This is a genomic window from Stenotrophomonas sp. MYb57, assembly GCF_002966815.1.
In the GTDB taxonomy this organism is placed as follows: Bacteria; Pseudomonadota; Gammaproteobacteria; order Xanthomonadales; family Xanthomonadaceae; genus Stenotrophomonas; species Stenotrophomonas indicatrix.
In genome coordinates this window covers 601,208-621,279 of record NZ_CP023271.1, presented here as the reverse complement: position 1 = coordinate 621,279, position 20,072 = coordinate 601,208, and the positions used below count along the sequence as shown (strand labels likewise).

General features: G+C 62.9%; 18 protein-coding genes. 13 read left to right on the top strand and 5 right to left on the bottom strand.

The features are described 5' to 3' along the window. Positions 1-14 precede the first annotated feature (14 nt). Both CLM74_RS02820 and CLM74_RS02815 read left to right on the top strand, forming a co-directional pair. Entirely contained in the window at positions 15-1,361 is a 1,347-nt protein-coding gene (locus CLM74_RS02820) for a phosphomannomutase (protein ID WP_105163403.1), read from the top strand. Between the two features lie 14 nt (positions 1,362-1,375). Further along, a complete protein-coding gene (locus CLM74_RS02815; RefSeq protein WP_025878481.1) occupies positions 1,376-2,779 on the top strand; it encodes a mannose-1-phosphate guanylyltransferase/mannose-6-phosphate isomerase in 1,404 nt (467 codons plus the stop codon). Positions 2,780-2,830: 51 nt separating this feature from the next. On the opposite strand, the gene CLM74_RS02810 is transcribed toward CLM74_RS02815, so the two are convergent. The 5 genes from CLM74_RS02810 to rfbB form a co-directional block, all read right to left on the bottom strand. Then, the gene (locus CLM74_RS02810; protein ID WP_158684097.1) at positions 2,831-4,198 is read right to left on the bottom strand and encodes a hypothetical protein; all 1,368 of its coding nucleotides are present in this window, start codon (positions 4,196-4,198) and stop codon (positions 2,831-2,833) included. 117 nt (positions 4,199-4,315) lie between these two features. Beyond that, positions 4,316-5,221, bottom strand: coding sequence for a dTDP-4-dehydrorhamnose reductase (gene rfbD, locus CLM74_RS02805; RefSeq protein ID WP_105163401.1), 906 nt, complete (start codon positions 5,219-5,221; stop codon positions 4,316-4,318). Further along, positions 5,218-5,775, bottom strand: coding sequence for a dTDP-4-dehydrorhamnose 3,5-epimerase (gene rfbC / locus CLM74_RS02800; protein WP_025878479.1), 558 nt, complete (start codon positions 5,773-5,775; stop codon positions 5,218-5,220). The genes rfbD and rfbC overlap by 4 nt, the downstream gene beginning before the upstream one ends. Next, complete coding sequence (gene rfbA, locus CLM74_RS02795) at positions 5,772-6,659, bottom strand: glucose-1-phosphate thymidylyltransferase RfbA (protein ID WP_105163400.1); 888 nt, start codon at positions 6,657-6,659, stop codon at positions 5,772-5,774. Before rfbA ends, rfbC begins: the two co-directional genes overlap by 4 nt. Positions 6,660-6,673: 14 nt before the next feature. Continuing rightward, positions 6,674-7,729 (bottom strand): dTDP-glucose 4,6-dehydratase, encoded by a 1,056-nt coding sequence (gene rfbB / locus CLM74_RS02790; protein WP_105163399.1) that lies wholly within the window; start codon positions 7,727-7,729, stop codon positions 6,674-6,676. A gap of 288 nt (positions 7,730-8,017) precedes the next feature. Here rfbB and CLM74_RS02785 point away from each other — a divergent pair, with 288 nt between their 5' ends. The 11 genes from CLM74_RS02785 to CLM74_RS02735 all read left to right on the top strand — a co-directional run bounded on the left by CLM74_RS02785 (position 8,018) and on the right by CLM74_RS02735 (position 19,982). Next, on the top strand, positions 8,018-8,764 hold the full coding sequence (locus tag CLM74_RS02785) for an electron transfer flavoprotein subunit beta/FixA family protein (RefSeq protein WP_099841867.1): 747 nt from the start codon (positions 8,018-8,020) through the stop codon (positions 8,762-8,764). Continuing rightward, a complete protein-coding gene (locus CLM74_RS02780) occupies positions 8,764-9,702 on the top strand; it encodes an electron transfer flavoprotein subunit alpha/FixB family protein (RefSeq protein ID WP_105163398.1) in 939 nt (312 codons plus the stop codon). Before CLM74_RS02785 ends, CLM74_RS02780 begins: the two co-directional genes overlap by 1 nt. A 436-nt stretch (positions 9,703-10,138) precedes the next feature. After that, positions 10,139-11,827, top strand: coding sequence for a sulfatase-like hydrolase/transferase (locus CLM74_RS02775; RefSeq protein ID WP_234003412.1), 1,689 nt, complete (start codon positions 10,139-10,141; stop codon positions 11,825-11,827). 104 nt (positions 11,828-11,931) lie between these two features. Next, on the top strand, positions 11,932-12,903 hold the full coding sequence (locus tag CLM74_RS02770; RefSeq protein ID WP_105163396.1) for a lysylphosphatidylglycerol synthase transmembrane domain-containing protein: 972 nt from the start codon (positions 11,932-11,934) through the stop codon (positions 12,901-12,903). A gap of 89 nt (positions 12,904-12,992) precedes the next feature. Continuing rightward, positions 12,993-14,003, top strand: a complete 1,011-nt coding sequence (locus tag CLM74_RS02765; protein ID WP_105163395.1) for a glycosyltransferase — start codon at positions 12,993-12,995, stop codon at positions 14,001-14,003. Beyond that, entirely contained in the window at positions 13,996-15,135 is a 1,140-nt protein-coding gene (locus CLM74_RS02760; protein WP_199776070.1) for an FAD-dependent oxidoreductase, read from the top strand. The genes CLM74_RS02765 and CLM74_RS02760 overlap by 8 nt, the downstream gene beginning before the upstream one ends. A gap of 88 nt (positions 15,136-15,223) precedes the next feature. Next, the gene (locus tag CLM74_RS02755; RefSeq protein ID WP_105163394.1) at positions 15,224-16,003 is read left to right on the top strand and encodes an NAD-dependent epimerase/dehydratase family protein; all 780 of its coding nucleotides are present in this window, start codon (positions 15,224-15,226) and stop codon (positions 16,001-16,003) included. Beyond that, positions 16,003-16,833: a sugar phosphate isomerase/epimerase gene (locus tag CLM74_RS02750; protein ID WP_105163393.1), complete on the top strand. Its 831-nt coding sequence runs from the start codon at positions 16,003-16,005 to the stop codon at positions 16,831-16,833. Before CLM74_RS02755 ends, CLM74_RS02750 begins: the two co-directional genes overlap by 1 nt. Then, positions 16,830-17,189, top strand: coding sequence for an SMR family transporter (locus CLM74_RS02745; RefSeq protein ID WP_105163392.1), 360 nt, complete (start codon positions 16,830-16,832; stop codon positions 17,187-17,189). Before CLM74_RS02750 ends, CLM74_RS02745 begins: the two co-directional genes overlap by 4 nt. A gap of 22 nt (positions 17,190-17,211) precedes the next feature. Continuing rightward, entirely contained in the window at positions 17,212-18,048 is an 837-nt protein-coding gene (locus tag CLM74_RS02740; RefSeq protein ID WP_105163391.1) for a glycosyltransferase family 2 protein, read from the top strand. After that, positions 18,045-19,982, top strand: a complete 1,938-nt coding sequence (locus tag CLM74_RS02735; RefSeq protein WP_105163390.1) for a hypothetical protein — start codon at positions 18,045-18,047, stop codon at positions 19,980-19,982. The genes CLM74_RS02740 and CLM74_RS02735 overlap by 4 nt, the downstream gene beginning before the upstream one ends. The last annotated feature ends 90 nt before the right edge of the window (positions 19,983-20,072 follow it).

Below are 20,072 nucleotides of genomic sequence, written 5' to 3'. Positions count from 1 at the left end.
AAAGGATTCCAGCGATGCCCCTGCCCGCCTTCAAGGCTTATGACATCCGCGGCCGTGTGCCGGAAGAACTGAACGAAGACCTCGCCCGGCGGATCGGCGTGGCCTTGGCCGATCAGTTGTCACCCGGGCCAGTGGTGGTGGGGCACGACGTCCGCCTGACCAGTCCGGCGCTGCAGGATGCCCTGGCAGCCGGCCTGCGCGGCGCGGGCCGGGAAGTGATCGACATCGGCCTGTGCGGCACCGAGGAAGTCTATTTCCAGACCGACCATCGCGGTGCAGCGGGCGGTGTGATGGTTACCGCCAGCCACAACCCGATGGACTACAACGGCATGAAGCTGGTCAAGGAGAACGCCCGGCCGATCAGTTCCGATACCGGCCTGTTCGCGATCTCCGATGCCGTGGCGGCCGACAGCGCAATACCGCAGCCGCCGACCGCAGGCCAACGCAGCGAGCACGACAAGAGCGCCTACATCCAGCATCTGCTGTCCTATGTGGACAGCACCAAGCTCAAGCCCCTCAAGCTGGTGGTCAACGCAGGCAATGGGGGCGCCGGCGCCATCGTCGACCTGCTCGCACCGCACCTGCCGTTCGAGTTCATCCGCATCTGCCACGAACCCGATGGCAGCTTCCCCAACGGCATTCCCAATCCGCTGCTGCAGGAGAACCGCGCTGCCACGGCCGAGGCGGTCCGCGAGCACGGCGCCGACTTCGGCATTGCCTGGGATGGCGATTTCGACCGCTGCTTCTTCTTCGACCACAACGGGCGCTTCATCGAGGGCTATTACCTCGTCGGCCTGCTGGCCAAGGCGGCGCTGGACCGTAACCCGGGTGGCAAGATCGTGCATGACCCACGCCTGGTCTGGAATACCGTGGAGATGGTCGAACAGGCGGGTGGTGTGCCGGTGCTGTGCAAGAGCGGCCATGCCTTCATCAAGGAGAAGATGCGCGCAGAGGACGCGGTGTATGGCGGCGAAATGAGTGCCCATCACTACTTCCGCGAATTCGCCTATGCCGACTCGGGCATGATCCCCTGGCTGCTGATCGCCCAGCTCATTTCCGAAAGCGGCCGTTCGCTGGCCGACTGGGTTGAAGACCGCATGGCCGCCTATCCGTGCAGCGGCGAAATCAACTTCAAGGTCAGCGATGCGAAGGCGTCCGTGGCCCGCGTGATGGAACACTTCGCCGCGCAGTCGCCGGCGCTGGACCATACCGATGGCATCAGTGCCGACTTCGGCGACTGGCGCTTCAACCTGCGCAGTTCCAACACCGAGCCGCTGCTGCGCTTGAACGTGGAATCGCGTGGGGATGCGGCGCTGATGCAGGCACGCACCGATGAAATCGCCACGCTGTTGAAGGCCTGAGCGGAGATGTTCCGATGAACACCGTCCAGCCCGTGATCCTCTCCGGTGGTTCCGGCACCCGTCTGTGGCCGCTCTCGCGCGAAGCGTATCCCAAGCAGTTCCTGCCCTTGGCCGGTGAGCTGACGATGCTGCAGGCGACCTGGCGGCGCGTGGCGCCCATTGCCAGCCGTGGCCCGCTGGTCATTGCCAATGAGGAACATCGCTTCGTTGCAGCCGAACAACTGCAGCAGGTCGGCGCCGAGCCGGCCGCGATCATCCTTGAGCCGGTCGGCCGCAACACCGCCCCGGCCATTGCCGTGGCCGCGCTTGAGGCGACCCGCGATGGCAACGATGCACTGCTGCTGGTACTGCCCTCCGACCACGTGATTACCGACGAAGCCGCGTTCCGCGCTGCGGTGCAGGCTGCTGCCGGCGCCGCTGAAGCCGGGAAGCTGGTCACTTTCGGTATCGTGCCGACCGGCCCGGAGACCGGCTACGGCTACATCAAGGCCGCCGACGGCCAAGGCGTGCGCGCGGTTGAACGTTTCGTCGAAAAGCCCGATCTGGACACCGCCACCGGCTACGTGGCCAGCGGCCAGTACTACTGGAACAGCGGCATGTTCCTGTTCAAGGCCTCGCGTTACCTGCAGGAGCTGGAACGCCTGCAGCCGGCCATGTTGTCGGCCTGCCGCGACGCATGGCAGAGCGCACGCCGCGATGCCGATTTCACCCGGTTGGACAAGGACGCATTCACTGCCGTGCCGTCCGATTCGATCGATTACGCCGTGATGGAAAAGACCGCCGATGCAGTGGTGGTGCCGTTGGATGCCGGCTGGAACGATGTCGGCTCCTGGACCGCACTGCGCGATGTATCGCAGCAGGACGGCGATGGCAATGCGCACCAGGGTGATGTGATCGCCATCGACTGCCGCAACACCTATGCCTACGGCCAACGCCTGGTGGCGATGGTCGGGCTGGATGATGTGATCGTGGTCGAGACCGACGACGCGGTGCTGGTCGGCAAGGCCGACCGCATGCAGGAGGTCAAGACGGTGGTGGCGAAGCTGAAGGCTGACGGCCGCAGCGAAGCGACCTGGCACCGCAAGGTCTACCGCCCGTGGGGAGCCTACGATTCAATCGACAACGGCGAGCGTTTCCAGGTCAAGCGGATCACGGTCAAGCCCGGCGGTACGCTGAGCCTGCAGATGCACCACCACCGTGCCGAGCACTGGATCGTGGTCAGCGGCACCGCCGAAGTCACCCGTGGCGACGAGGTGATCCTGCTGAGCGAAAACCAGAGCACCTACATCCCGCTGGGGGTGACCCATCGCCTGCGCAACCCCGGCAAGCTGCCGCTGGAACTGATCGAGGTGCAGTCCGGCAGTTACCTCGGCGAGGATGACATCGTGCGGTTCGAGGATACGTACGGGCGCAGTTGACAGCACGGAACAGGCCGGCGGGCGACCGACATCGACGACCCGCCTGTCTCGTCAATGCGTGACGGTTCCTGGAGCATCGAGCTTCACTGGCAGGATCTTGCGAAGCCTGGGATCATCCAGCTGAGCCTTCAGCTTGGCCGCATCCGGATAGGGCAGTTCGAACTCGCCTACGTCCAACGCGGCGGGATCACCTGTAACCAGATAGCGAATGGCATTCTCCTGCTGCAGACGGCAATCGGCAGCGAACGTGCGGATCCTGCGAAAATCCTTGCCCACCTGGGTGAGCGGCGCAACCACCACAACCAGCGAGAAGAGCACCACTGCAGTACGTGCGGCGGCCCGCATCCGCGATGGCGGCAACAGGCCCCACAACTGCAAGGCAAACCAAGCAGTACCAAACAGGCCAGGAACGAACAATTCGGTATAGCGCGACGCGGGTACGTGCGTCTCGTGACCACGGCCGTAGGCAATTGCCAGACCCTGCAGTGCCGTCCAGATGCACAGGCCTGCCATCACCACATCGGTCCTGCTCGCCTGTCGTCGCAGCAGCATCCGGGTGATCATCAACGCGCTGGGTAACCAGACAACGACGACTCCCCAGTTCGAGCGCACCGGCCATGCCAGCGTGTAGGTCGCCGCCAGCAGCAGCTCTCCCAGTGACTGGGCACGCAGCATGCCATGGCTGTCGATGACCGGGATCGCGCGGTAAGCGAAGACGGCCAGCACGGCCAGTACCACCGTCGCGCACAGTGCGGGGGCACGCCTGCCAGGCAGGCACATGCAGGCGACCACGCAGGTGATGCCGACAGCAATACTGGTCAGCATGCCCGATGCCATAGTGGTGGCTGCCAAAACACTCAGCGCGATGGCCGCCAGCAACGCGGGAATGCTCTGATGATGGCGCGCAACCAGTCCTACAGCGACGACGCTGGACAGGATCAGAAAGTAGAACTGGCTCTGGAACCCGACCAGGAAGTTCTGCCAGGAGAACGGTAGTATCGACATCAGCAGCGCGAAGGCGACCAGCAATGTGCGCCCCCGGGCAGTTGCAGCATCGCGCAGCGCGTACCAGACCAGCATCGCAGGAATGAAGCAGAACACGACAGCGCTGATGCGAGCTTCGTAGACGTTGTTCCATTGTCCGGTAAACAGATAGGACAGCAGCGCCACCAGGCGGGTCGGCAGGATGCGATGCTCGTTGTGCGGGGTCAGCAACGTGCTCCACTGCAGCGTCCCGTTCAACCAGGGCTGCAGCGCAGTGGCGCCTTCCCCATCCCACTGGTCCCAGAAGGGCATCGGGGTGCTGAAGAACTGTACGTAAAGCAGGCGCACCAGCAGCGCGATCGCTGCGACACCTGCGGCCACAGCCAGCGGGGACAGTCCATTCCTTGCGGCGGGCGCAGCGGACACTCTGCTCATGAATTCCTTCTCGTCGATGAATGCGCCGCGCGATGGTGGAGCCATTTGCAGGAGCTGTCAAAGAAAAAGGCGCGCCGCGAAACCTGTTCGCTGACGCGCCCCGTTGCCTGCACTGTCTCAGCCGCCGGCCGCAGCAACCTCGCCGATCACGCGCGACAGGCCGTCCTGCCACGCCGGCAGCGTGATGCCGAAATCCTGCTGCAACCGACGGTTGTCCAGCACCGACCAGGCCGGGCGCTTGGCCGGCGTCGGATATTCGGAGCTGGGAATCGCCTCGACGGCCGGCACCTTGGCCAGCACGCCCGTCGCCAGTGCTTCGGCGAAAATCGCTTCGGCAAAACCATGCCAGCTGGTCTGGCCCGACGCCGTCAGATGCCACGTTCCCGACAGCGCGCCCGGATGCTGCAGCGCCTGCACGGTGACATCCGCGATCATTGCCGCCGGCGTCGGCGTGCCGATCTGGTCGGCCACCACACGCAGCTGATCGCGCTCAGCGCCCACCCGCAGCATCGTGCGCAGGAAGTTTGCGCCGTGCGAGGCATACACCCATGCAGTGCGGAAGATCAGATGACGGCCGCCGGCAGCGCGCACGGCGTCTTCGCCATCACGCTTGCTGGTGCCATAGACCCCCAGCGGCGCGGTCGGTTCATCCTCGCGGTACGGGGCCGTGCCCTGACCATCGAACACATAGTCGGTGGAGTAATGCACGAACGGCACCCCATGCGCCGCACACCAGCGCGCGATCACGCCCGGCGCCTGCGCGTTGGCCGCAAAGGCGGCGTCGACCTCCTGTTCGGCACGGTCGACGGCGGTGTAGGCGGCCGCATTGACCACGATCGACGGTTGCAGCCGGTCAAGCAGCGCCGGCAGGCTGTCAGGCTGGCCGAAATCGGCGGTTTCGCAGGCGCTGCCATCGGGCAGGACGCCGCTGCGGGTGGTCGCAACCACCTTGCCCAGCGGTGCCAGCGCGCGCAGCAGCTCCTGGCCGACCTGGCCGTTGCCGCCGAACACCAGAACGGTCATGGCACGTAGACCGGCAGGCGGTCTTCAGCAATGTCCTTCAGGAAGGGAGCGTTCTCGTCCTTGGCCGACAGCGTCGGTGCACTGACCGGCCAGTCCACGCCGATATCGGCGTCATTCCAGCGCACGCCGGCATCGAAGTCCTTGAGGTAGACCTCGGTGCACAGGTAACTGAACACCGCGCGTTCGGACAGCACCGCGAAACCATGCGCGAAACCTTCCGGAATCCAGAACTGCTTCTTGTTTTCCGCGCTCAGCACCACCGCTTCCCACTGACCGAAGGTCGGCGAACCGCGGCGGATGTCCACAGCCACGTCGTAGACCTCGCCTTCCAGCACGCTGACCAGCTTGCCCTGCGGGCGCGGCCACTGGTAATGCAGGCCGCGCAGCACGCCCTGCGCCGAGGTGGAAACATTGCTCTGCACGAAGCGATCCGGCAGGCCCAGCGCTGCGAAGCGCTCGGCATTCCAGGTTTCGAAGAAATAACCACGGGCATCGCCGAACACGGCCGGCTCGATCACTACGCAGCCGGGCAACTTGGTTTCAATCACTTTCACGGAACGACTCCACGCAGGGCGAGCTTGTGCAGGTACTGGCCGTAGCCATTCTTGATCAGCGGTGCAGCCAGCGCTTCCAACTGCTCGGCGCTGATCCAGCCTTGGCCGAAGGCGATTTCCTCGGGGCAGCAGACCTGCAGGCCCTGGCGGGTCTGGATCGTCTCGATGAAGTTGGACGCTTCCAGCAGCGACTGGTGGGTACCCGTATCCAGCCACGCGTAGCCGCGGCCGAGCGCCTCCAGATGCAGGTTGCCTTCACGCAGGTAGCGCTGGTTCAGATCAGTGATCTCCAGCTCGCCGCGCGGCGACGGCTTCAGCTCGGCCGCATGGTGGCTGGCATTGCCGTCGTAGAAATACAGGCCGGTCACGGCATAGTTGGAACGCGGGTTCTCCGGCTTCTCCACCAGATCGACCACCTTTCCGGACTTGTCGAACTCGGCAACGCCGTAACGCTCCGGATCATTGACCCAGTAGCCGAACACCGTCGCGCCGTGGTCGCGCTGATCGGCATTGCGCAGCACCTCGCGCAGGCCATGGCCGTGGAAGATGTTGTCACCCAGCACCAGGCAGCTCGGCTTGCCGGCCACGAAATCGCGGCCGATCAGGTACGCCTGGGCCAGGCCATCAGGGCTCGGCTGCACGGCGTACTGGATGTCCATGCCCCACTGTGAGCCATCGCCCAGCAACTGCTGGAACAAGGTCTGTTCGTGCGGGGTATTGATGATCAGCACTTCACGGATGCCCGCCAGCATCAGCACGCTGAGCGGGTAATAGATCATCGGCTTGTCATACACCGGCAGCAGCTGCTTGCTGACGCCCTTGGTGATCGGGTACAGCCGGGTGCCGGAGCCGCCGGCGAGAATGATGCCCTTGCGTTGGGTCATGTCGTGTCCTTGGTTCAGGCCGCGGTGCCGATGCGCTGCAGGCGGTAGCTGCCGTCGAGCACGCCGTTCACCCATTCCTGGTTGTCCAGGTACCAGTCGACGGTGAAGCCGATGCCCTGTTCAAAGGTGTAGGCCGGTTCCCAGCCCAGGTCGTTCTTCAGCTTCGAGGCATCGATCGCGTAACGGCGGTCATGGCCCGGGCGGTCGGCAACGTAGGTGATCTGGCTGCTGCGCGGCTGGCCGTCCGCACGCGGGCGGCGCTGGTCCAGCAGCGCGCAGATCGCCTGCACCACTTCGATGTTCTGCTTTTCGGAGTTGCCGCCGACGTTGTAGGTCTCGCCCACCTGGCCCTTGGTCAGCACGGTACGGATCGCTTCGCAGTGGTCGGACACGAACAGCCAATCACGCACCTGCTTGCCATCGCCGTACACCGGCAGCGGCTCACCGGCCAGCGCCTTGGCGATCACCAGCGGGATCAGCTTCTCCGGGAAGTGGTACGGACCGTAGTTGTTGGAGCAGTTGGTGGTCAGCACCGGCAGCCCGTAGGTATGGTGGAACGCACGCACCAGATGGTCCGAGGCGGCCTTGGACGCCGAGTACGGCGAGTTCGGGGCATACGGGGTGGTTTCGCTGAACTTGCCGGTCTCCCCCAGGGTGCCGTACACCTCGTCGGTGGAGACATGCAGGAAGCGGAAGGCCACGCCCTGATCGGCCGGCAGCGCCTTCCAGTAATCGCGCACAGCCTCGAGCAGGCCGAGAGTGCCGACGACATTGGTCTGGATGAACGCGCCCGGGCCGTCGATGGAACGGTCGACGTGGCTTTCGGCCGCGAAGTTCAGCACCGCATCGGGCTGGTGCTCGGCCAGCAGGCGTGAAACCAGCGCGCTGTCGCCGATGTCACCCTGGACGAACACGTGGTTGGGATTGCCGTCCAGGCTGGACAGGGTCTTCAGGTTGCCGGCGTAGGTCAGCACATCGAGGTTGATGACCTTGACGCCGCGTGCGACGGCCTCGAGAACGAAGTTACCGCCAATGAATCCGGCGCCGCCGGTGACAAGCCATGTGGGCACTACCTGTTCTCCTGATGATGATTCGCGGGACAGGGCCCTCGTGGCCCCGACAATGCAACTTGAAAGGATACAACGCAGTTCCTGTAGCGGGCGATCACACAGGTGAACTGGCGCCCACTGGATTGCTGCATCGCACCAGGAAACAAGTAGACCATACGCATTCGCATGGTTGCCCCAAGCCAGCTAGAATCGGGGTCCCACCCCCGAACCGGTTGCTGTTGCAGGACCGGACGTTCTCCAGCAAATGCGAGCCGGCCAGCGACCGGCACTACAAGGATCTCGTACCAGATGAAAATCCTCGTCGCGTACAAGCGCGTGGTGGACTACAACGTCCGCATTCAGGTCAAGCCGGACGGCTCCGGCGTGGTCACCGATGGCGTCAAGCTGTCTCCCAATCCCTTCGATGAAATCGCCCTGGAAGAGGCCCTGCGCCTGCGCGACAAGGGCATCGCCAGCGAAGTCGTGGTGGCCACCATCGCCCCGGCCGACGCCCAGGCGCACCTGCGCAATGGCCTGGCCATGGGCGCAAACCGTGCCATTCACGTCGTTACCGACCAGGCTATCCAGCCGCTGACCGCCGCCCGCACCCTGCTCAAGCTGGTTGAGAAGGAACAGCCGGACCTGGTGATCCTGGGCAAGCAGGCCATCGACGACGACGCCAACCAGACCGGCCAGATGCTGGCCACGCTCTGGGGGCGTCCGCAGGCCACCTTCGCCAGCAAGCTCGACATTGCCGACGGCAAGGCCACGGTAACCCGTGAAGTCGATGCCGGCCTGGAAACGCTGGAAGTCGACCTGCCGGCCGTGGTCACCACCGACCTGCGCCTGAACGAGCCGCGCTTCATCAAGCTGCCCGACATCATGAAGGCCAAGGCCAAGCCGCTGGAAACCCTGCAGCTGGCCGACCTCGGCGTGGACGCCGCCGACACCTTCAAGACCACCCAGTACGCCGCACCGTCCAAGCGCAGCAAGGGCGTGATGGTCAAGGACGCGGCCGAACTGGTTGCCGCACTCAAGCAGAAGGGGTTGCTGTAATGAGCAGGATTCTCGTCATCGCCGAGCACCACGACGGCAAGCTCAACGCCGCTACCGCCAAGACCGTCAGCGCGGCCGCCGCCATTTCCGGCGCCAGCATCGACGTGCTGGTGCTGGCCGCCGACCCGACCGCCGTTGCGGCTGAAGCGGCCAAGATCGCCGGCGTCGCCAAGGTCCTGACCGTGGCCAATGCCGCCAACGCGCAGGCGCTGGCCCAGGTACTGGCCCCGCAGATCGCGCAGCTGGCCAAGGGCTACACCCACGTGTTCGGCCCGTCGACCACCTTCGGCAAGGACCTGATGCCGTGCGTGGCCGCCCTGCTCGGCGTCAACCAGGTCTCCGACCTGATGGCCGTCGAAGGCAGCCACACCTTCAAGCGCCCGATCTACGCCGGCAACGCGATCATCACCGTCGAAGTGCCGTCCGACCAGATCGTGGTCGCCACCGTGCGTGCCGCATCGTGGCCGGAAGCGGCCGAAAGCGGCAGCGCTGCCATTGAAGCCGCCGGCGTCGATGCGGCCCTGCCGAGCCACACCCGCTTCGTCGGCCTGGCCGCCGGTGCCAGCGACCGCCCGGACCTGCAGAGCGCCAAGCGCGTGGTCTCCGGTGGCCGTGGCGTGGGTTCGGAAGAGAACTTCAAGGTGATCTTCCAGCTGGCTGACAAGCTCGGCGCCGCCGTGGGTGCCTCGCGCGCTGCGGTGGATGCCGGCTATGTGCCGAGCGACCTGCAGGTCGGCCAGACCGGCAAGATCATCTCGCCGGAGCTGTATGTGGCCGTCGGCATCAGCGGCGCCATCCAGCACCTGACCGGCATCAAGGATGCCGGCACGATCGTGGCGATCAACAAGGATGCGGATTCGCCGATCTTTGAAATTGCCGATATCGGCCTGGTCGGGGATCTGTTTGCGATCCTGCCGGAGCTGGAAAAGGCGTTGTAAGTCGAAATACAGTGTTCCATTAAAGAGGGCCGGAATCAGTCGATTCCGGCCTTTTTTATTCCCGAATACTCGAGCAGATCACATTTTCAGACTGCATTCGCCAGACTCGGCAAGCACCATCGCAGCTTCGAATCAGCGTGTATCGGGATGCTTCAGGCAGGCGCCTGTTCGCAGCGTGGTCGCATGGACATCGATGTGTAAATAATGTGAAGAAAGCCCTATGATCCGGCCCGCCATGGATACCTGATCAGCACCGAGGGCATCACCGCTGCAGGCAATCCTGGTCTCCGTTTCCTTTCCAAGAGAGGCCTGCGGAAGGATTCACGGCGATTCTTCCTTACAGCTGATGAGCGTTACTTTTTCTTCCTTCCAACCGCGTTTCCCCGCATGGGGAACCTGCGTTGCTGCTGTGCTTTCCTGCGTCCTCCTGGCTCGGATGCGCCCCTTTCTCGCTCTGCCGGATCTGCTCTACATCGCGGCCACGTTCGCATTGGAGCTGGCACTGATTGAACTGATCACGCAGCTTGCGCTGGATGTTCGAAAACGCGCCGCGAGGGCTGCTGCGCTATTGATTCCAGTTGCGCTGGGCTCGGCCTACATCGCCCAGATGTACTCGATCTGGATCTCTGGCGGCCTGATTCCGCCCATCGCGCTTGCCAATCGAGAGGTTGCGGGCCTGATCGCCTTCAATGGTATTTACGCTTTGCTGGGCATCTACCTCGTCGCATTCGCGACGCACGCTTATGGATACCGCGGTACCAGATCACGCTACTCCCTCCGTAGCGCGTTCGCCTGCGTCGGCATCCTGGCTGTCGCCTACGCCGGTATGATCCACAAGCAGCCGCTGGCACGCGGCATTGCCGTTGCGCGCGGCGAAGCGCCGGTCTCCTCACTGGCTCATTCCATGATGATGTACGCGGGAATGAGCTCGCAGACACGACTCAGCAGCAGCGAACTCACGGCTGTGCGGGCGCAGTTTTCCCGGCGCACCGTCTACGATCAGGGCTTTCCCGAGGAGATGACGGCCGGTCTGCCACAGCACCCCAATGTCATCGTCCTGTTCACTGAAGGCATGTCGGCACGCTGGATGGGCAGCTATGGCGGAGCCTACGCCGACCTGATGCCGAACCTGGATCGATTTGCCGGCGGGTCATTGATGGTGCGCAACTACTACAACCATACGGCAGCCACCTTCCGCGGCCTGCGCGGTCAGTTGACGTCCGGCCACCAGGAAATCGATGGCTTCTATGAGGATGGCAGCGGAATTGGCCAGCGTGATGTCTCCCGCGACATCACCGCGATATCGCGCGCCAGCCTGCCCGACGTACTGCACTCGCATCGGTACCACAGCCTGTTCTTCCTGTCGCAGCAGGCATTCCTCAACAACATGATCGAGACGCTCGGCTTCGACGCAACGCTGGGCAGGGACTACCTGTTCGACAAGCACCTGCGGACCACACCCGACGAAGAACGCCCGAAATACCTGTCCGATCCGCAATTGTTCACCGCGATGCTGGATGAGCTGGAGGCACAGCCCCGTGACAGGCCGTTCTTCGCCGCAGCCTACAACTTCCAGACGCACGCCTTCCTGGACGGCGAGCAGATGTACGGTGATGGCCGAAACCAGGTACTGAATCGATTCCATACCTACGACCACAACATCGGTGTCTTCCTGCAGCGGTTCATGGCCAGCCGCCTGCACGAGAACACGGTGCTGGTAATCACTGCCGATCACTCGACCTTTCCCGACCCACCGGCACAGCAGGCCGACCCGGACGTCGGCGGCTACTTCATCGATCCGATTCCGCTGTTGATCTACTGGAAGGGTGTCGAACACCGCCAGATCAACGCCGACTACAAGAACTCACTGGATTTCGCCCCCACCCTGTTGAGCCTGCTCGGCATCCGCAATGCCAATACCCTGTTTCTTGGCTGCACGTTCTTCGAGGAATGCGCGCTGGATCGGATCTCCAGCATGGGCAAGGACGAGTACTACCTCACGCGCAACGGCCTGGTCTACGCCCGCCCGAATGTTCCCGAGGCCGACGTTGCCGCTTTCGAAGCGGGTACCGAGCTGATCGCCCGCTACAAGGCCATGGATCTGGTTATTGGAGACACCGAGTAGATCGGCGCCGCTGCCAGCGTGCACGGTGCTGGCAGCAGCGATGGTAGGATCGCGCCCCGTCCGGCCGTGACCTTCCTGCCGGCGCTGCAGAAGGTGCCGCACCCGTGTCCGAAACGCTTTCCACCACCGCCGCCAGGCCGATCCGCCGCGGACGGGCCCTGGCCTGGCTGACCCTGGTAGCCGGCATCTACCTGCTGGGGCTGTGGTATATCGACCGGGACAAGCAGATCCTGACCCGCCTGCAGGCGCTGGCACTCCCCCTGTGTGGCTGCGTTGCCCTGGTCCTGGCCAGTTATGGGTTCCGCCACCTGCGGTGGCACATGCTGTTGCGATCGCAAGGCCAGCCTACGGGCTGGCGCGCCGGCATGCTCGCCTATCTCGCCGGGTTCGCATTCACTGCCTCTCCCGGCAAGGCCGGCGAGCTGCTGCGTATCCGCTATTTCTCTCGCCTGGGCGTCCCCGCGCAGGTCACGCTGACCACCTTCATCTACGAACGCGCGCTGGATCTATTGGTGATCACCGCACTGAGCTTGGGAGCGGCGCACCTGATTCCCCTCTTTGGCGTGCTCGCCACCGTCGTGCTGTGCCTGGTGCTGGCCCTGTGCATGGTTGCCTGCATTGCCACGCTGCAGCGTGCAGCCATCGCGCTGGTCGCTTGGCTCCCCGGCCGGCCGCTGCGCCGGTTGGCGCGATTTCTGGTTGATGGCACAACCTCGCTGCGTCCGTTGTTGCGCCCGGGGCTGACGGCAGCCAGCATCGCCTGTGGCCTGGCGGCCTGGCTGCTCACCTCGGCGGCCTTCGCCTGGTTATGCCACGCGCTGGGGATCGTTCTGCCTTGGCAGTACGCATTGGCCATCTACCCGCTGGCGATGCTGATTGGCGCCCTCTCCTTCGTTCCCGGCGGCGTGGGCACCACCGAAGCGGCGATCGTGCTCATGCTGGCAGCATCCGGTGCGGACCTGGATACGGCCCTGGCGGCGGCCATCGGGATACGCCTGGCCAGCCTGTGGCTGGCGGTAGCGGTGGGAATGGTTGCGGCTGTTGTACTGGAAGCGCGCAAGCCCGCTGTCACTTGAGCGGCATGCCCCCTGATGCGTGCACTGATAGGGCTATAATCGCCAAATTACAATGCAATTAGCCACATTTGCGCCCACAAGGAGATGGCGTGACCGCATCCGTTTCAGCCTTCATCTCCGTCGTGTACGTGATGCGGAATCACGGCGCAGACATGGCGTCATTGCTCACGGAAACCGTAGCCAGCCTCGGCGCACTGGCCACCGACTATGAACTCGTCGTGGTGGACAATGGGTCCACCGACGAGAGTGTGGCTCGGCTGCGAGAGCTCACCCGCGAGGGTGGCCTACCCAATCTGCAGGTCTACGCACTGACCCAGACCGTTGCCTGGGAAACGGCAGCCTGGGCAGGCATCGAAAGCGCGCTCGGCGATTTCATCGCCGTTCTCGACCCCCTGACCGACGATATTTCGGTCCTCCCGAAGTTGCTGGAGGCCGCAGTCACAGGGACGGACGTGGTGTTCGCCAACAACCAGGCACGCCCACGTCTGGGCCTCGCGTACCGGCTGGCCAATGCCGTATTCAACCGGGCGTTCCGTTGGCTCAATGGCGTTGACCCCGGCGCGGAGGCCCCACCGTACAGGGTGATGAGCAAGAAGGTCGTCAACTACATCCTGCAACATCCGCGGCCAGCCGCCATCTATCGCCTGCTACCGGTTACTGCAGGCTTTACCCGGACCAACGTGACCTACCGTTACGAGCCGAAAACAGCCCCGGAAAAGAAGCTCGGACAGAGCATCGACCGAGGCATGCGCCTGCTGGTGTCGAGCACCCGGCTCCCCATGCGACTGGTGACCATGCTGTCGACCTTCGGCGCACTGGCCAACCTGTTCTATTCCTTCTATGTCCTGGCCATCGCAATCTTCAAGACGGACGTCGAACCGGGCTGGGTCAGCCTTTCGTTGCAGCAATCCGGGATGTTCCTATTGATCTCCCTTGTACTGCTGGTGCTGGGCGAGTACATCCTGCACATGGCCACCCTCAGTAACGAGGGTCCGTCTTTCCATGTCGCCCAGGAGTTCACCAGCGCACGCCTTGAACGGCTTGAGCGCGTGAACGTGGAACGCGCTGCCAGCCTGGCTGGACCGCCCAAGCGTGCCTGAGACCATGCCCCTGGACGCCGATGCGATCGTCATTGGTGGAGGCTTCTATGGCGCCGTGGTCGCCAGCTATCTCGCCAGCGAGAGGGGGATGGCCAGGGTCATTCTGATCGAACGTGAATCCCGATTGATGCAGCGCGCCTCGTTTTCGAACCAGGCGCGCGTCCATAACGGCTACCACTATCCGCGCAGCTTCACCACGGCCTATCGCAGCAGGGTCAACCTTCCCCGTTTCATGCGGGAGTGGGATTCGGCGGTACATTCCGACTTCCTGAAGGTTTATGCCATCGCTCGGCGCAACTCAAAGGTCACCGCAGCCCAGTTCGTGCGTTTCTGTCGCACGATTGACGCACCTCTGGAACTGGCACCCGCGTCACTGGCGAAGTTGTTCAACCCGCACCTGATCGAACGAGCCTTCATCGCGCAGGAGTACAGCTTCGACTCCGAGCGCCTTCGCCAGTTGCTCGAAACCAGACTGGCGGGGGCCGGCGTGCACCTGAGCATGGGACACGAAGCGACTGCCGTGCAGAGGGAGAATGACGCGGTACGTGTGTGCATGCGCAGCGTTGACGGGAGAACCACAACGTCCATGGTGGCTGGGCAGGTCTTCAACTGCACCTATGCAGGGCTCAACCTGATCAGTGGCCCACATGGACACAGCCACGCCTCACTCAAGCATGAAATCACCGAGATGGTGTTGATCAAGCTCCCCCCCGCCCTGGAGGGGCTGGGCATCACGGTGATGGACGGGCCGTTCTTCTCCGTCATGCCCTTCCCCGCGCGCCGTTCCAGCACACTATCCCATGTTCGCTACACGCCCCATACGGCATGGATCGACACGCCGGCGCGCAATCCCTACGCCGAGCTTGAATCCCAAGCACGCTCAAGCCGATTCAATTACATGCTCCGGGATGCCGCCCGCTATCTCCCGAGCATTTCGAAGGCCGTGTATCAGCAGTCATTGTTCGAAATCAAAACGGTCCTGGTGAAGAACGAAGGCGACGATGGTCGCCCGATCCTGTTCGAGTCATATCCCCAGCTGCCAGGGTACTCGACGATACTTGGCGGAAAGATTGACAACATCTACGACGTAATCGGCCATCTGGATATGATTTCCTTCCATACGTCGCCCTAGCAAGGGACAGCACAACCCGCTCGCCCCTTCCCGCCAACCGCATCCGAATCGCACAGCCGTCCGGTCATCCGGGCACCAGGAGCACTCCATGCCTCACGCGCTCATTGGCCACACCGGCTTCGTGGGCTCCACCCTGAAGCGACAGACGCGGTTCGAGCATCTGTTCAACAGAAGCAACATCTCGGATGTTGCCGCCCAGGCCTATGACACAGTGGTCTGTTCGGCTGCACCTGCGCAGAAATGGATCGCCAATCGCGAACCGGAAGCCGACTGGAAGAACGTCCAGGCACTCATCAAAGCGCTCGATTCCATTGTCTGTGATCACTTTGTCCTGATCAGCACAGTGGACGTGTTCGCCAACCCGACCGACGTCGACGAATCTACCCCGGTTGCGACCAACGGACTGCATCCGTATGGGCTGCACCGGCGGCGCCTTGAAGAGTTCGTGGAATCGCGGTTTCGATCCAGGATGATCGTCCGTCTCCCCGGATTGGTGGGCCCGGGCCTGCGCAAGAACGTCATTTTCGATCTGCACAACAACAACAACGTGCATGCCATCGACAGCCGTGGGCGGTTCCAGTTCTATCCGATGGTCAACCTCAATGCAGATATCCAGGCGGCTCGGCGAGAAGACATCGATCTCCTGCATCTGACTGGCGCCCCGCTCAGTGTCAGCGAAGTGGCCCTGCAAGGGTTCGATCTGCCGTTCGACAACGCGATCTCCGACGCTCCTGCAAGCTACAACATGCTCAGTCGCCACGCAGCTGGCGCAGGGGGAAGCCCTGGGTATCAGTACGACCGGCGCGCGGTACTGACTGCCATCCGCGCTTATCATCAGACTGAGCCAACAGATTCGGGGCTCGCCTGATGAGCATCTCGATCTCCAATATTGCGTGGAACGCGGATGAGGACGATGCGATCGGACAACTTCTTGTCGAACTCGGCATTCGCTACATCGATGTTGCTCCAAGCAAATACTTTCCCGCACCTGCAGAAGCCAGCGACACGGCAATTGCCAGGATCCGACGCTCGTGGGAAGCAATCGGCGTCGACATTATCGGGATGCAGTCGCTGCTGTTCGGCACGGAAGGCTTGAATATCTTTGCTTCAGCCGATGTCCAGCTGCACATGCTTGAGCATCTTCGCCACGTGTTCCGGATTGGATCCGGCCTGGGCGCAACACGCGCTGTTTTTGGCTCGCCACGCAATCGCGACAGAGGATCCCTGCCCCTGAGGCGAGCAAATGAAGCAGGTGCTGAGTTCTTCCATCGCCTGGGTGAATCTGCCCGTCTGGAGGGCATCACGCTCTGCCTTGAGCCCAATCCTGAATGCTATGGCGCCAACTTCATGACCCACACGGAATCCACGGCCGACGTCGTACGCCTGACAGGCCACCCATACGTCAGGATGCAGTTCGACACCGGCTCGATATTCATCAACAAGGAAGACCCTGCAGAACTACTGCGGCGGCACGCCGACATCATCGGTCATGTCCACCTGAGCGAGCCAGGGCTGGCCCCTCTGGGTACGCGGGATAGCGATCATGCATCGATGGCCACGCTGTTACGCCGGCATCTGGGCGATGTTCCACTGACAATCGAGATGCTGCGCCCGGATGGCGGTGAACGTGAAATCAGGGCGTCTCTGGAATTCGCGCTTGGCCACTATCGGTCACAGGACCGCGGAGCCTTGTCATGAACAAGTGGCTGATCCTGTTCATCGGCATTCTCTGCAATGCGGGTGCAAGTGCCCTCATCAAGGTTGCCGTCAGTGCGCCACGGCAGTTCCCCTCGCTTGCCGACCCAATGGGGGCACTGCGCAACTGGCCCTTCTGGACCGGCCTGGCCCTCTACGGCGGCGCCTTCATGCTGTACTCCATGTCATTGGCACGCCTTCCGCTCAATGTTGCCCATCCGATCTCCACGGCAGGCGCCATTGCCCTGGTCGCTTGCGTTTCGGTGATCGCATTCCGGGAGCCTATGCCTTGGACCACCGTGGCAGGCATCGCACTGATACTCTCCGGTGTCGTTCTGATTACCGTTCACGCCCCCTGAAACGTCGACAGTGACTTCCGCAATGACCACTCCCATCACACCCCCGTGCCCTGCGGGACACAGCGAGCACCGGCAGGTGCCTACCTTCACGGAGACGCTGCTGCGCAGCAAGCGCCACGATCATGCCGTCGTGATTCCGGTGATAAACGAAGGAGAGCGCATCCGTGCGCTGCTGTCGGGCATGGATGAAATGGGCATTGCGGATATCGCGGACGTCATTGTGGTCGATGGCGGAAGCTCAGACGGATCACTGGCCGAGCAGTTCCTGCGCGACCATGGCGTGACTGCATTGCTGGTCAAGACCGGTCCAGGCAAGCTCGGCGCCCAGTTGCGTTGCGCCTACGCGTTCTGCCTCGACGCCGGGTACCAGGGCATCGTTACCATCGACGGCAACAACAAGGATGACCCCGCCCCCATCGCCTCCTTCATTGATTCCCTGAAGCGGGGAGTCGACTTCGTACAGGCTTCGCGTTTCATCGCCGGCGGGGTTGCGGTGAATACTCCGGTTGCACGCCACTTTGCCATCCGTTTGATCCATGCTCCACTGCTGAGTCTGTTCTCCGGCTTCGGATGGACAGATACCACACAAGGCTTTCGTGCCTACAGCAGGGCACTGCTCATGGATCCCCGCATCAACCCGTTCCGCGATGTCTTCCAGGGTTACGAGCTGCTGGCCTATCTCTCGTACCGCGCGCCTCGCCTGGGTTTTCGTTGTCAGGAGCTGCCCACGACGAGACGCTATCCCGAGGGAGAGGTTCCCACCAAGATCAGCAGTTTCAGAGGAAATCTGCAGATCATGCGCGTACTGCTAGCGGCGATCTGCGGTCGCTACAACCCACCGACCGAGCGCCAGCCATGATCATTCGTGCAATTCGGGGCCGTTTTGCCGATCCCGCGACCATCGCTGCATGGGTTGTTTTTACTCTCGCGATGGCAGCGCTGGTGGCCTACCAGTTCAGACTGCTCAACTACACCGAATTTGCGGACGAAACCGAGACCATCGTTGCTGCGAAGATGATGGTTGCCGGCAGCAGCCTCTATCGGGAGATATTCAACCATCATGGCCCTCTGACGTTCCTCCCCGGCATGTTGGTTGAATGGGCTGGCGGCCATTCAATCGCCGCGCATCGCGCTTTGATTGCCCTGTTGCAGCTCGTTTCCCTTGCCGCATTGCTGTTCTCTCCGCTTATCCGCAACACACATGCAATCGTGCGCGTGACTTACACGCTGCTGGTTGCCGCCATCTATGCCGGAGTGCTCCCTGCGGGGTTCGGGCACACCTATTCCTACCAGGTGCTCTGTGGAATCATGCTGAGCGTGGCCTTCTCGTCATGGCTGCTCCCGCAGCTGGCAGGAAGCCTGCAGCCCGGGACGGCCAGAACCCTTGTCGGAAGTGCGCTGGTTGCCTCGACACCGTTCCTTGCCATCACCTACATTCCGGCCGCAGTGGCATTCCTTGTCGCATCCACGCACAAGGACAACTGGCGGAAAGTACTTTGCGGGACAGGCGCGGCCATGGTGTTCAATATCGCCTTTCTGGCCTGGTCCGGCTCCATCAAGGGGTACCTCGCCTTCCACATTTACCTGAACTCAATACTCCTTCCTCAGTACAACAAGGGACATGGCCTTTTCGCGCTGATTGGCAATGCGTTCCACGGCGCAACGTCGGATCTGGCGGGGATACTTCTGTTGGGCCTCATCGTGGCGGCTCTTACGGCTGCGGCAGCCAAGCAACCAGCGTTCCCGTGGCGTGCGATCCTGATCGCACTGGGAATGGGCTCGATGCTCATCCGTGGGCTTGATATCCATGGCCTCAGCTATATCTACGCCGCGCTCACCATGCCGCTGCTGCTCCTGCACCTGATCCCGGCCGGGCTCCCCCGCCAGCGCAGTCTGCTGCTCGTGCTGTGCTGCATCCTGGCCGCGCGACTCGTTGTTGGCGGCGCCAAGGAAGACCAGTTGCTGGTCGATCGCAGGATTCCGGAAACAACCGAATTTGCCCAGCTCGCCCGAAAGCTCACCGACCCGGGCGACAGGATCCTGGCTTACTCCTTCCAGAACTACCAGTACGTGGCGGCGGACCGACTGCCCGCCTCCGGCTACTACTTCTATCTTCCGTGGCAGCGGCAGTATCTGGACCACCCGGTACTTGGGATACGCATCGATCCGTGCATGGACATCGAGAAGGTCCGGCCCAAGCTTGTCATGCTCGATGAATGGAAGGTATGGGAAAAGTACGACTGGGCGAGCTACGGCGGATGCGTCATCGACGCGATGGCACGCGATTACATTCGCCTGCCTCACACGCAGTACTACGTCCGCAAGGACGTAGCGGCAGGAATCGGCGTCCTTGCCCAGGCAGACGATAATCTTTCCGTGAGCCCCCCGGTTTCCAAGGGGGATCGCTTCGCCATCGCCACCGCCAGCGCCCCCGACACCCCCCATGAGGCGCCTCGACGGATTGGCCTGCGACTGGCAACTTACGCGCGCAGCAACCCCGGTCTAGCCGTACTGACGGTGCCCCGTACGGATGGGACCCAGTCGATCGTGGCTACGCTGGCGCTTCCGGACATCGAGGACAACGCATACGCCTACATGGACGTGCCCCCGGATACAACAGGCCCCCTTTCTCTTGAAATAAGGGAGGGCGGGGGTATCAGCTTCTGGGAGGCCCGGAAGCCAGATGGGACAACCCACCCCTGCATCATCATCGAGTACCCATCGGCGGCCCCCCGGCGTACGCCGGGGTGCCCCCTCGACCTCAAGCGCCTTCTGACCGATGCGAAGCCATGAGCCTCAGGTCCGGCCGGGCCAGTGGGCATTCCTCATCGCGGAGGCGCCCGTCGGCCAGCCCCTTCCTGGACGTCAGGCGGGACCACCAAG

Bases quoted from the DNA above. Each gene is read 5' to 3' on its own strand.
- CLM74_RS02820 (WP_105163403.1), top strand. From the start codon at position 15: ATGCCCCTGCCCGCCTTCAAGGCTTATGACATCCGCGGCCGTGTGCCG.
- CLM74_RS02815 (WP_025878481.1), top strand. From the start codon at position 1,376: ATGAACACCGTCCAGCCCGTGATCCTCTCCGGTGGTTCCGGCACCCGT.
- CLM74_RS02810 (WP_158684097.1), bottom strand. From the start codon at position 4,198: ATGAGCAGAGTGTCCGCTGCGCCCGCCGCAAGGAATGGACTGTCCCCG.
- rfbD (WP_105163401.1), bottom strand. From the start codon at position 5,221: ATGACCGTTCTGGTGTTCGGCGGCAACGGCCAGGTCGGCCAGGAGCTG.
- rfbA (WP_105163400.1), bottom strand. From the start codon at position 6,659: ATGACCCAACGCAAGGGCATCATTCTCGCCGGCGGCTCCGGCACCCGG.
- CLM74_RS02785 (WP_099841867.1), top strand. From the start codon at position 8,018: ATGAAAATCCTCGTCGCGTACAAGCGCGTGGTGGACTACAACGTCCGC.
- CLM74_RS02780 (WP_105163398.1), top strand. From the start codon at position 8,764: ATGAGCAGGATTCTCGTCATCGCCGAGCACCACGACGGCAAGCTCAAC.
- CLM74_RS02775 (WP_234003412.1), top strand. From the start codon at position 10,139: ATGCGCCCCTTTCTCGCTCTGCCGGATCTGCTCTACATCGCGGCCACG.
- CLM74_RS02755 (WP_105163394.1), top strand. From the start codon at position 15,224: ATGCCTCACGCGCTCATTGGCCACACCGGCTTCGTGGGCTCCACCCTG.
- CLM74_RS02750 (WP_105163393.1), top strand. From the start codon at position 16,003: ATGAGCATCTCGATCTCCAATATTGCGTGGAACGCGGATGAGGACGAT.
- CLM74_RS02745 (WP_105163392.1), top strand. From the start codon at position 16,830: ATGAACAAGTGGCTGATCCTGTTCATCGGCATTCTCTGCAATGCGGGT.
- CLM74_RS02740 (WP_105163391.1), top strand. From the start codon at position 17,212: ATGACCACTCCCATCACACCCCCGTGCCCTGCGGGACACAGCGAGCAC.
- CLM74_RS02735 (WP_105163390.1), top strand. From the start codon at position 18,045: ATGATCATTCGTGCAATTCGGGGCCGTTTTGCCGATCCCGCGACCATC.